Genomic DNA, 10,073 nt, shown 5'->3' with positions numbered 1-10,073 from the left:
GGGGTTTGACTTCGGCCCGGGGACTGCCGATACTGTGTTGCTACGAGTTACTAATTTGGGGAGGCCCGATGCGGGGCATCGTCGCCGTGTGCGCCTTGCTGCTGAGTTTGGGAGCGGCCGCTGAAGACGGCCTGAGCGCGAGCAGTATCAAGATTGGCATGGCCAATGCCTTGTCCGGCCCGGCGGCCGGTCTGGGCCTGCAGCTGCGCGCCGGCGCCCAGGCCTATCTGGACAAGGTCAATGCGGCCGGCGGCGTGCATGGGCGCCGCATTGAACTGATCAGCGTGGACGACGCCTATGATCCGCGCCAGGCGGCCCAGGCGACCCAGCAGCTGATTCAGCAGGACAAGGTGTTTGCCCTGTTCGGTTATGTCGGCACGCCGACCTCGGCGGTGGCCGTGCCCCTGGCCCAGCAGGCGGGCGTGCCCTATCTGTTTCCGTTCACGGGCGCCGACATGTTCCGCACGCCGGTGATTCCCATGGTCTACCATCTGCGCGCCTCGTATGCCGACGAGATGGAAGCCCTGGTCGGGCAGCTGGCCAAGGGTGGGGCGCGCCGCTTCGCCCTGTTTATCCAGGACGATGCGTTCGGCGCATCGGGCAAGGGCGCGGCCCTGAATGCCCTGGCCAAGCGCAAGCTGCGCCCCGTGCTCGAGACGCGCTACCGGCGCAATACGGTCGACGTCGATGCCGGCCTGGCCGAACTTGTGCACAGCCAGGCCGATGCGGTGCTGTTCGTCGGCACCTACCGGCCCCTGGCCAATCTGCTCAAGAAGGCGCGCACGGCCGGCCTGCAGGCGCCGTTTGCGACCTTGTCCTTCGTCGGCACCAGCGAACTGATCAAGCATGCCGGCGGCGCGGCCGAAGGCTTGTTGATCAGTCAGGTCATGCCCGCGCCGGACGAGGCCGGTGAAGCCTTCCAGCGCCAATACCACGCCGACGTGCCGGCCCCGGCGCGCAACTACGGCTCGATCGAAGGCTATGCCGACGCCGTCGTGCTGGTCGAGGCGCTGCGCCGCTGCGGCCGCGAGCTGAGCCGTAGCTGTCTGCTGCAGACCCTCGACAGCCTGCAGGCCGACCTCGGCGGCCTGGCCGTGCAGTTCGACGCGCGCCACCAGGGCCTGAGCCGCATCTATCTGACCCAGGTCCAGCACGGCCAGGCGCGCGCCGTGCGCCTGCGCTAGAGCGCGAACGGCAGGCGCAGATTCAGGCTGACGTCGGGCGTGTCGCGCGTCAGCCCGGCACCGAGGCTGATATTGATGCTGCGCTTGGCGTCGAGCCGGTAGGACATGCCAAGCAGCAGGGTGCCGAGCTGGGTGCGCACCGCCCCGGGCAGCACGGCCCCGTTCTGGCGCGCGCGCCCGAGCAGGGTGTGGTCGTAGCCGGCCGAGACCGTCAACTGCTCGTTGAGGGCCAGGCCCACGCCCAGATTCATGCCAAACGCATCGCCCGGACTCAGGGTCCCCAGCCATTCGCTCTGGCCGTCGCGCACGCGCCGCGTCAACTGGTGGCGCGGCAGATTGCGCGTGTAGCTGAGGCTGCCAAACAGGACGGCCGGATCGGCGGCCAGCAGCCAGGTCAGGCTCGGCTGCACGCCGACAAAGCCGGAGCCGGTCGGCACCTCGAGCGGCAGCCCGGTGCCGGTGGCGTTTTCGCCCACGCAGCGGCGCACGCAATCGGTGACGACCTCGAAGGGATCGCGCCCGCTGCGCGACTTCAGGCGCAGGCCGGCCACGGTGAACAGGCGCGCACTGGCTTCACCGCTGAGCTGGTAGCGCAGGCTCAGTTCGGCGTCGCCCTGATGGTGGCCCGAGGTGTCGAACACGCGCTCGACGGCGGTGCCGGTAAACAGTTCGCGGCTGACGGTGGCGTCCTGCCGCGCCACATAGGGCAGGCGCAGTTCGGCCTCCCAGCGCTTGCCAAAGCCGCGCCGCAGGGCCAGGGCCGCCGTCAGGGTGGTGCGCTTCACTTCACGCACGTCGATCAGGCCGATCAGGATGGCCGGGATGATCGTGTAGCCGACCAGGGCCACGCGATTGCTCGACGCATAGGCGAGCTGGGCCGAGGGTTCCAGGGTCCAGTGGCCGGCCGGGGTCAGCACGCTCGGTTGTTCGAACAGCGGAGCGACCGCGGGTGGGGCGGCCGGCTCGGCGGCGGCCGGCAGCGCGCAGGCGGCCGCCAGCAGCCAGGGCAGGGAGGCACGCATGCGGCCCCCTAGCGCGTGAGTGCGGCCGTGGCGGCCGCCTGCAGACTGGCCTGCAGACGCAGGCCGGCCAGCTCCGACAGCGTCTGGCCCTGGACGTCGAGGGTGGTCAGGCTTTGCAGCTGGCGACCATCGGCGGCGTTTTGAATCAGCAGGGGCGCGCCGAGGCCGGGCGGGCCGCTCAGGCTGAGCCCAGCCGCACCGGCCTGGCCCTGCCAGCGGGCCTGGGCCAGCCACTGGCCATCGGCCGCAATTGCGCGCGTGACGCTGAACTGCAGCGCCGGCGGCGCCAGCGCGCCGCCGCGAATCTGCGCCAGACGGGCCGCAGGCAAGGGCGCCGCCAGCGGCAGCGCCACACACAGGGAACACACAACAGTCCACATAGGCTCTCCTTAATGCTGGCCCGGCCACAAGCCGGGCAGGGGCAGCAGGCTCAGATCCGGGCGCGGCAGGCTGGCCGCCAGCGGCGCGGCCGGCGCCGCCGCCCAGTCTTCGGGGGCATTGAAGCGGCCGCGCCCGGGGCCGTCGATCACAAACACAATGGCCGGCTGCCAGGCAGCCAGAAAAGCCGCGCGCGGCAAGGCACGCAGGCCACGCGCCGGGTCGCCGAGCAGGACGCGGCGCCCGTCCTGGCCCTTGAGGACGACGAAGTGGCGCTGCCCGCCTTCCTGCAGCAGCACGATGGCCGGCTGCTGCACGGCCGCGAGCGGCCAGGCATAGGCATTGGCGCGCCAGCCGCGCGCCGCGAGCTCCTGCTGCAGATCGAGCAGGGACAGGCCCTCGCGCGCCAGGCGCGCGCGCTCGCCGCGCGCCAGCATCGACTGCAGCAGCGTGCCCTCGCTGACGGCCTGGCCGTAGTGGAACTGCAGCAGCGTGGCCAGGGCCGCCGCGCCGCAGCTCATGTCGGCCTGCTGGCGCGCCGTGCGCGTCTGGCGCAGCGCGAGCACGCTGGCCAGCGGCAGCTGGGCGCGCGGCCCGCCGGCCAGATCGAGCTCGAGAGCGCGGAGCGGCGCAGCCGCGAGGCCCGCCAGCGCCGCCACCAGAATCAGCGCGCGCATGGCCTACTCCAGATGCAGATTGATGACCGTGGCGTTTTGAATCAGCACATTGGCACCACTGTTCTGGATGACCACGGGCAGGCCGGCCGCATTGGCCAGGGCCCCGCCCTGGATGCTGTTATTGCCGCTGGCGACAGCAACGGCCGTGTTGGCACTGACGGTGGCCGTCAGCGTGGCCGTGCTGTTGAGCGTGGCGGCCCCGGCGCGCCAGTGCGCGAGGGCCGCCGCCGGCAGCGCACCGGGCGGGGCTGGGGCGGCCAGGCCCGGCAGCAGAACGACGAGGGGAAGCCAGGCCATGTTCGCCTCCGCCTCAGTGGCCGACGTTGAGCGTGGCTTGCACGTTCACGTTTTGCTGGACGAGGCTCGACAGCCCGGTGTTCTGGCTGATGATCAGGATGCCTGCAGCCGACTGGGCCGTACCGGTCATGCTGTTGGACATGTCGAAGCTGCCCGTGGTCAGGCTCAGGCTGCCGCCATTGCCGCCCGTGCCGGCCGCGCCGGCGCCGCCGCTGGCCGTGCCGCCCGTATCGGTGCCGCCGAGGCCGCCGGCCCCGCCCGTATTGCTGCCGCCGCTGCCGCCGGCCCCGCCGGCGCCGCCAGTGGCATTGCCGACCGTCGGCGTGCCGCCCGTGGCCGTGCCGCCGGCCCCGGCCCCGCCTGCCGCGCCGGCCCCGGCCGTATTGGTGGCCGCGCCCGTCGTGCCACCGGCCCCGCCGGCGCCGGCCGTGCCGCCGGCCCCGCCGGTGTTGGTGCCGCCGCTGCCGCCCGGCGTGCTGCTGCTGCCGCCGGCGCCACCGGAAGCGTCGCCGGTGGCGCCGCCGGCTGCGCCGTCACCGCCGCGGCCGCCGCGCCCGTCCTGCGCGCTCAGGCCGCCATTGGCGGCGCCGCCGGCCCCGCCGGCGCCGCCCTGGCTGGCCGCGGCGCTGACGCTGCCGCTGCTGGCGTTGCCGTTATGGGCCATGCCGCCGTCCGAGCCCGAGGCGGCGTTGGCGCCGCTGGCGGCTGCGCCATTGCCGCCGCGCCCGGCCGCCAGGCCGCCGACGGCCATGCCGCCCTGGCCGCCATTGCCGCTGGCGCCGTTGGCGCTGCCCGTATTGAGGGCGGCATTGCCGATGCCGGAATTGCTATTGCCCTGCACCGTGCCGCTCTGGCTGCTGGTGGCGGTGGAGGTCGAGGTGTTGAACGAGTCGGCCGCGCTGGCCGTGGCCGTGCCGCCGTTGTTGGCGCTGGCCGCGCCGACGCCGGCCGCCCAGGCGCCGCCGCTGCTGGTGTTCTTGCCGGTGCTGCTGTCGTTGGCGGCCATCGCGTTGTCGCTGGCATTGGCGCCAGGACCGCTCTGGGTGGTGGTGGCGGTATTGCTTTGGGTGTTGTTGTCATTGGCCGTGTTGCTCGGCGGTGCTGCCAGCACCGGGCTGCCAAAGGCCAGGGCCAGGGCGCCGGCGATCAGGGTGGTTTTCATGGGGTGTCCTCACTCTTGGGTTGACGGTTGCAGGTCGCGTACTGCCAGGGCTGTCCAACGCAGGGAGCGTGCCAGCAGCGGCCACGGGGCAGGCGGGCCGCGCCGGCCCTGAATGTGGCGCATGTCTGAGACAGCGGCGCACGCGCACCCTGTCACACCAGTGCATCAGTGTTCAGTGCGCGATACCGTGGCGTGCCAGCAGGCGGTACAGGGTCATGCGCGAGACCCCGAGCAGGCGCGCGGCCTGGCTGATATTCCCGCCCGCTTCAGCCAGGCACTGGCGCACGGCCTCGGCCTCGGCGCGCGCGCGCGTCGGCGCCAGCGCGGCCGGCGCCGGCGCGGCCAGGCCCAGGTCGTGCGGGCTGATCCAGCGCCCGTCGGCCATCACCATGGCACGCCGCACCCGGTTGATCAGCTCGCGCACATTGCCGGGCCAGTCGTGGCCGAGCAGGGCGGCGCGCGCCGCTTCGCCGAAGCCGCGCAGGCGCGCCGGCCGTTCGTCGGCATGGCGCGCGAAGATGGCCTCGGCCAGCAGCAGCACATCGTCCTGGCGCGCGCGCAGCGGCGGCACGGCCAGCCCCAGCACATGCAGACGGAACAGCAGGTCGGCGCGGAAGCTGCCCTGCCGGGCCGCCTCGTCCAGATCGACATGGGTGGCGGCCAGCACGCGCACATCGACGCGCTGGCTGCGCGTGGCGCCGACGCGCTGCACCGTGCCTTCCTGCAGAAAACGCAGCAGATTGGCTTGCAGTTCGCGCGGCATCTCGCCGATTTCGTCGAGAAACAGGGTGCCGCCCTCGGCCAGTTCGATCAGGCCCGGCTTGTCGCGCTGGGCGCCGGTGAAGGCGCCGCGCACATGGCCAAACAGTTCCGACTGGATCAGGCCGGGCGCGATCGCGCCGCAATTGACGGCCACGAAGGGGCCGCCGGCGCGGCGCGAGGCGGCGTGAATGGCGGCCGCCGCCAGCTCCTTGCCGGCCCCGCTTTCACCGCGGATCAGCACCGGGGCATCGGCCGCCGCCACCTTGCCGATCGCGGCGCGCAGCGTGCGCATGGCGGCGCTGTCGCCGAGCAGACCGGCGGCGGCCGGCGGCGCGGGCGCCGGCGCATGCAGACTCAACCAGCCATGCGCATGGCCGAGCGCCTGGGCCAGACGGGCCGGATCGGCCGGGCTCGTGTGAAAGTCCCACAGATGCTCGCTGACCAGACGACGCCAGCCGGCCTGGTCGAGCGTGGCGCGTGGCAGCAGACCGAGCCAGCAGGCCTGCCAGTGTTGCTGCAGAAACGACTGCCAGGCCGGCAGCGGTGCGAACTGGCAGGGCTCGACCAGCAGACCGACGCAGGCACCGCCCTCGGCCAGGCGCGCGGCCGCCGCCTCCAGACTCGGCGCGCACTCGGGCGCGAAGCGGGCCAAGGCGCTGTCCAGGTGCGCGGCCAGGGCCGGCGCACCGGGGCCGATCAGTAGCAGAGCCGGTGTCTGCATGCCTGCATTCCAGCGGCGCGCGCCCGCATTCCAGCCGGCCGATTCGGCACTTCGTCGCAGCCTGCTTGGCGTGCGCGCTTCTCTGGCCTACGCTGGATAGACCGCCGCAGATCGATGCGATGCTGCGCCGGCCCCTCGACAAACAATATCAATGAGAAGGAGCTTGTATGCGTACTCTGACTGTATGTGCCGGCCTGACGCTGGCCGTACTGGCCCTGGTGGCCAGTTCCGCTGCCTCGGCAGCCCCGCTTGGCAGCGGCGATGTGGTTGCCGCCGACGCCATTCCCGTGCAGCGCGTATCGCCGCGCAGCATCACCCTGTATCCCGAAGAACTGGCCGACCTGCGCGGCGCCTATTTCCTGTCGAACGGCGCAGTGCTGAATGTGCAGGGCCAGGGCCAGAAGCTGGTGGCCAGTATCGATGGCAAACGCCAGATCGAAGTCCAGGCCCTGAGCCGCAGCCTGCTGGCCGCGCGCGACGGCAGCCTGCGTATCGACTACCAGGGCGCGCCCCAGGACGGACGCGTGCGCGTGGCCTATACGCCGCAATAAACCAGGCCGGCCGAGGCCGGCGTGACAAGGGCGCGGCGGACGCTTATGATGGTCCGCATGCGCCGCCTGTCGACCTTGCTGCAATTCGGAATCGGCTGCACCCTGCTGGGCGCGGCCGCCGCGCTCATGGCTGAACCGGCCGCGCAGCTGACCATGGCCTGGCGCGACAAGCCGCCCTATCACTACCTGGAAAACGGGGTGGAGAAGGGCTTTCTGCTGGCGCGTGCGCGCGCGGTGATGGCCGAGAGCGGCATCGACACCCAGTTCGTGCGGGAACCATCGAAACGGATCTGGGCCAATTTTCAGAATGGCGTGCGCAACTATTGCTCGCCCGGTTGGTATCGCCTGCCCGAGCGCACGGCCTGGGCCCAGTTCAGCATCCCCTTCCATGTCGATCCGCCCCAGACCGTGGTGGTGGGCCCGAGCGCCCTGGCCGCCGTCAAACAGCACGACAGCCTGGCGGCCCTGCTGGCCGACGGCAGTCTGAGCCTGGGGGTGGTCGATGGCGTGTCCTACGGGCCGGCACTGGACGCTGCCATCCGCGGCAGCCGCAATCAGGTCGTGCGCCGTACGGTCGAACCGGTGGCGATGGCGCGCATGGTGGCGGCCGGCCGCCTGTCCTTCATGCTGATGGACCGCGAGGATCTGGCCTGGTTCCAGGAGCATGATCTGGGCCTGCGCGGCGTGGTGCGCGTGGATTTCAAGGACATGCCGCCCGGACTCGAACGCTATATCGCCTGCAGCAAGGATGTCAGCCCCGATCTGATGGCGCGCATCAATAAATCGATCGAGCTGGCGCTCAAGGCCGAGGCCCGCAAAATGGGGCGCAAGCGCCGCTGAGCCCGCTTGTTCGTGATCCATCTGGCCATTCCTGTCGGTGTTCACGATCTATTTTTCGCTGTGCGGAAACAATTCCCTTGAGGCTAGATCCTCGCTGCACTAGCATGGTCCTTCCGAATTGAGGTGGACATGCAGAGCAAGCGCATCCTGGCCTTTCTGGCCCTGATTTTGAGTGGACTGACGGCCAGTGCGGCCCCGCTGTACCGCATTTCGCGCGGCGACGACAGCGCCTTTTTGCTGGGGACCGTGCACGTCGGCGCCGCCGGCCAGAGCCTGGCGCCGGCCGTGCGCGCGGCCCTGCAGCAGTCCTCGTCGCTGATCCTGGAACTGGACGTGCGCAACCAGGCCGAAGCCCATGCGGCCGTCGAACGCTACGCCAGCTATGCGCCCGGTGACGATGTGACGCGCCACCTGAGCGCCGACACCGTCAGCGCCTTGCGCGCAGCCCTGCATGCGCACGGCGTGCCGCTGCGCGAAGTGGCCCAGCGCAAACCCTGGCTGATCGCCAATTGGCTGGCCGGCATGGCCCTCGCCAATGCGGGCTGGCAACGCCAGCGCGGCACCGAATTTGCGCTGCTCGGCCAGTCGGGGCCGCAGACCCAGGTCGACAGCCTGGAGAGTGCAGCCTCGCAACTGGCCCTGTTCGACCGCATGCAGGATGCCGAGTCCGAAGCCTATCTGAACGACACCCTGCATGCCCTGGCCGATGGCAGCCTGCTGGCCGAAGCCCGCGTGCTGCTCGAGGCGGCGCGCACCGGCGACACCGCGCCGATCGAGACCCTGCTGGCCGCTGCCCAGCACCGCCCGGGCCAGCTGGCCGCGTTCACGCGCGAGGTACTGCTGGGCCAGCGCAATCCGGCCATGGCGCGCGCGATCGAGCAGACCCTGCGCGCCGGCCACACGCCGTTTATTGGCGTGGGCCTGCTGCACCTGGTCGGCACCGACGGTCTGCTGGCGCGCCTGGCCGCGGATGGCTACCGCGTCGAGCGCCTGCCTTAACGCTGCTGGATCATGCCGTCGGTATTGAGCTTGACGCGGTCGCCCGAGCGGAAGGCCGGCGCCGACTCCTGGGTGATGGTGCGCGCGCTGCCATCGTCCAGCCGCAGTGTGATGCGGTAGACGCGGTCCGAGCCGCTGGTGCTGCCACCGACGGCCGCGCCGGCCATGCTGCCGCTGCCGACATCCGAGCTCGAGCGCGGCACCAGATCGACCGAGGTGACCACGGCATTGGCGTCCGGCGGTGCGCTCCAGGTGCCGGCCAGGCCACCGCCGGCCGCGCCGGAATTCTGCGTGCCCAGGCCGCTGCCCTGGCCAGCCTGGCTGCTGGTCTGGGCGTTCTGGGTTTGCGCCATGCTGCTGCCGGACTGTGTGCTCTGGCCGCTGCGATCGGATTGCGTGGCGCTGCCGCTTTGGGCCATGCTGCTGCCCGTGCCGCCACTGGTATCGGTGGCGCTGGTGCTGCCGGTGCTGCTGCTACCGGTGCTGCTGCTACCGGTGCTGCCGGTACTGCTGTTGTAGCCGGTGCTGCTGTCGGCCGTGCTGCGGTTCATGTCGGTCGTACTGCAGGCGGCGAGAGCGATGAGGAGGGCGCAGGCCGCGCCCGTACGGAAAGACTTCATGGTCGACTCCTTGGCTGTTGGGGATTCCGTGCATGGGAGTCGAGAAAACGCCTTGTTGTTCCGTCAAGCGGCGCTGAGATTGAGACAGATCAAACAATGAGGCGAGATCGGGGCACCGACCGGGCTTGAGAAATGTCAAAACCGGTTGCGAGCACCTGGCCAATAATTGCTGATCGGAATCGACTGGGGGGACCATGCACACTTGCACGACCAGCGCCGTGATCGAAGCCTTGGTCACAGCAGACAGCCACGACTTACGCCGTCAACACGTTCTGCGCCAGGCCCTGCACGGGCTGGTGCGCCAGGCAAAATCGGAACAAATGCTCGAAGTGCGCAAGCACGCGGCCCGCCTGACCGGCGTCAGCGAGGCCGACTGGCGCCGCCTGGCCAGCCGCGGCCGCCGCTGCCAGTGCGATCTGCGCCAGCAGCAGTTTGAATTCGACCGTCAGGACAAATCGGCCTGAAGCGGGCGGCGCGCCCCGGCCAGCAGCAGGCCCAGGGCGGCCAGGCTGGCGGCGCTGAGATCGACCAGCCAGTCCAGCACACTGGCATGGCGATACGGAAAGAAGGACTGCACCCACTCGTCGCCCGCGCCCATCAGGGCCACCGCCGCCACCGCCTGCAGTGCGCGCTGGCGCGGCGTGCCACGGCTGCCGGTGAACCACAGCCAGGCCAGGCCCGCATACGACACCCCATGCAGCACGACACCGGAGGCATAGTGCGCCATCTCGGCGCGCGCGCCCGGCACCGAGCCGATGATCACGGCCAGCGCATACAGGCAGAGGGCGAGGGCGAGGCGCTGGCGTGGCCAGCGTTGGGAAAGCAGCAGGGTCAGCATCGGTAGGCGTGGCAGCGAAAAG

At 70.9% G+C, this 10,073-nt stretch carries 13 protein-coding genes; 5 read left to right on the top strand and 8 right to left on the bottom strand.

Going from position 1 to position 10,073, the window contains the following annotated elements; all coding sequences use genetic code 11:
* The first annotated feature begins 68 nt into the window (after window positions 1–68).
* Window positions 69–1,184 carry an ABC transporter substrate-binding protein gene (locus LZ005_RS15490; protein ID WP_237809041.1) on the top strand — a complete coding sequence of 372 codons (1,116 nt, stop codon included), beginning with the start codon at window positions 69–71 and terminating at the stop codon, window positions 1,182–1,184.
* On the opposite strand, the gene LZ005_RS15485 is transcribed toward LZ005_RS15490, so the two are convergent.
* From LZ005_RS15485 to LZ005_RS15460, 6 genes are all read right to left on the bottom strand, one after another.
* A complete protein-coding gene (locus tag LZ005_RS15485; RefSeq protein WP_237809040.1) occupies window positions 1,181–2,206 on the bottom strand; it encodes an acetate kinase in 1,026 nt (341 codons plus the stop codon). The two genes, LZ005_RS15490 and LZ005_RS15485, sit on opposite strands and share 4 nt — an antisense overlap.
* 8 nt (window positions 2,207–2,214) lie before the next feature.
* Window positions 2,215–2,586: a hypothetical protein gene (locus LZ005_RS15480; protein ID WP_237809039.1), complete on the bottom strand. Its 372-nt coding sequence runs from the start codon at window positions 2,584–2,586 to the stop codon at window positions 2,215–2,217.
* A gap of 9 nt (window positions 2,587–2,595) precedes the next feature.
* Window positions 2,596–3,261, bottom strand: coding sequence for a C39 family peptidase (locus LZ005_RS15475; RefSeq protein WP_237809038.1), 666 nt, complete (start codon window positions 3,259–3,261; stop codon window positions 2,596–2,598).
* Window positions 3,262–3,264: 3 nt separating this feature from the next.
* Complete coding sequence (locus LZ005_RS15470) at window positions 3,265–3,558, bottom strand: hypothetical protein (protein ID WP_237809037.1); 294 nt, start codon at window positions 3,556–3,558, stop codon at window positions 3,265–3,267.
* Window positions 3,559–3,571: 13 nt separating this feature from the next.
* On the bottom strand, window positions 3,572–4,720 hold the full coding sequence (locus LZ005_RS15465; RefSeq protein WP_237809036.1) for a hypothetical protein: 1,149 nt from the start codon (window positions 4,718–4,720) through the stop codon (window positions 3,572–3,574).
* A gap of 172 nt (window positions 4,721–4,892) precedes the next feature.
* Complete coding sequence (locus LZ005_RS15460; RefSeq protein WP_237809035.1) at window positions 4,893–6,203, bottom strand: sigma-54 dependent transcriptional regulator; 1,311 nt, start codon at window positions 6,201–6,203, stop codon at window positions 4,893–4,895.
* A gap of 167 nt (window positions 6,204–6,370) precedes the next feature.
* On the opposite strand from LZ005_RS15460, the gene LZ005_RS15455 reads away from it, so the two are divergent.
* From LZ005_RS15455 to LZ005_RS15445, 3 genes are all read left to right on the top strand, one after another.
* On the top strand, window positions 6,371–6,754 hold the full coding sequence (locus LZ005_RS15455) for a hypothetical protein (RefSeq protein ID WP_237809034.1): 384 nt from the start codon (window positions 6,371–6,373) through the stop codon (window positions 6,752–6,754).
* A 45-nt stretch (window positions 6,755–6,799) separates the two neighbouring features.
* The gene (locus tag LZ005_RS15450; RefSeq protein WP_237809033.1) at window positions 6,800–7,594 is read left to right on the top strand and encodes an ABC transporter substrate-binding protein; all 795 of its coding nucleotides are present in this window, start codon (window positions 6,800–6,802) and stop codon (window positions 7,592–7,594) included.
* 129 nt (window positions 7,595–7,723) lie between these two features.
* Window positions 7,724–8,593 carry a TraB/GumN family protein gene (locus tag LZ005_RS15445; RefSeq protein ID WP_237809032.1) on the top strand — a complete coding sequence of 290 codons (870 nt, stop codon included), beginning with the start codon at window positions 7,724–7,726 and terminating at the stop codon, window positions 8,591–8,593.
* On the opposite strand, the gene LZ005_RS15440 is transcribed toward LZ005_RS15445, so the two are convergent.
* On the bottom strand, window positions 8,590–9,213 hold the full coding sequence (locus tag LZ005_RS15440) for a hypothetical protein (protein WP_237809031.1): 624 nt from the start codon (window positions 9,211–9,213) through the stop codon (window positions 8,590–8,592). The two genes, LZ005_RS15445 and LZ005_RS15440, sit on opposite strands and share 4 nt — an antisense overlap.
* Before the next feature lie 194 nt (window positions 9,214–9,407).
* On the opposite strand from LZ005_RS15440, the gene LZ005_RS15435 reads away from it, so the two are divergent.
* On the top strand, window positions 9,408–9,677 hold the full coding sequence (locus LZ005_RS15435; protein ID WP_237809030.1) for a hypothetical protein: 270 nt from the start codon (window positions 9,408–9,410) through the stop codon (window positions 9,675–9,677).
* Here LZ005_RS15435 and LZ005_RS15430 read toward each other — a convergent pair.
* Window positions 9,659–10,051: a VanZ family protein gene (locus LZ005_RS15430; protein ID WP_237809029.1), complete on the bottom strand. Its 393-nt coding sequence runs from the start codon at window positions 10,049–10,051 to the stop codon at window positions 9,659–9,661. The two genes, LZ005_RS15435 and LZ005_RS15430, sit on opposite strands and share 19 nt — an antisense overlap.
* Between the last annotated feature and the right edge of the window lie 22 nt (window positions 10,052–10,073).

This window comes from Massilia sp. TS11 (genome assembly GCF_022012445.1).
Classification (GTDB): domain Bacteria; phylum Pseudomonadota; class Gammaproteobacteria; order Burkholderiales; family Burkholderiaceae_D; genus Telluria.
This window is presented reverse-complemented; position numbering and strand designations above follow the sequence as displayed.

Bases quoted from the DNA above. Each gene is read 5' to 3' on its own strand.
- LZ005_RS15465 (WP_237809036.1), bottom strand. From the start codon at position 4,720: ATGAAAACCACCCTGATCGCCGGCGCCCTGGCCCTGGCCTTTGGCAGC.
- LZ005_RS15480 (WP_237809039.1), bottom strand. From the start codon at position 2,586: ATGTGGACTGTTGTGTGTTCCCTGTGTGTGGCGCTGCCGCTGGCGGCG.
- LZ005_RS15435 (WP_237809030.1), top strand. From the start codon at position 9,408: ATGCACACTTGCACGACCAGCGCCGTGATCGAAGCCTTGGTCACAGCA.
- LZ005_RS15445 (WP_237809032.1), top strand. From the start codon at position 7,724: ATGCAGAGCAAGCGCATCCTGGCCTTTCTGGCCCTGATTTTGAGTGGA.
- LZ005_RS15475 (WP_237809038.1), bottom strand. From the start codon at position 3,261: ATGCGCGCGCTGATTCTGGTGGCGGCGCTGGCGGGCCTCGCGGCTGCG.
- LZ005_RS15440 (WP_237809031.1), bottom strand. From the start codon at position 9,213: ATGAAGTCTTTCCGTACGGGCGCGGCCTGCGCCCTCCTCATCGCTCTC.
- LZ005_RS15430 (WP_237809029.1), bottom strand. From the start codon at position 10,051: ATGCTGACCCTGCTGCTTTCCCAACGCTGGCCACGCCAGCGCCTCGCC.
- LZ005_RS15470 (WP_237809037.1), bottom strand. From the start codon at position 3,558: ATGGCCTGGCTTCCCCTCGTCGTTCTGCTGCCGGGCCTGGCCGCCCCA.
- LZ005_RS15455 (WP_237809034.1), top strand. From the start codon at position 6,371: ATGCGTACTCTGACTGTATGTGCCGGCCTGACGCTGGCCGTACTGGCC.
- LZ005_RS15450 (WP_237809033.1), top strand. From the start codon at position 6,800: ATGATGGTCCGCATGCGCCGCCTGTCGACCTTGCTGCAATTCGGAATC.
- LZ005_RS15485 (WP_237809040.1), bottom strand. From the start codon at position 2,206: ATGCGTGCCTCCCTGCCCTGGCTGCTGGCGGCCGCCTGCGCGCTGCCG.
- LZ005_RS15460 (WP_237809035.1), bottom strand. From the start codon at position 6,203: ATGCAGACACCGGCTCTGCTACTGATCGGCCCCGGTGCGCCGGCCCTG.
- LZ005_RS15490 (WP_237809041.1), top strand. From the start codon at position 69: ATGCGGGGCATCGTCGCCGTGTGCGCCTTGCTGCTGAGTTTGGGAGCG.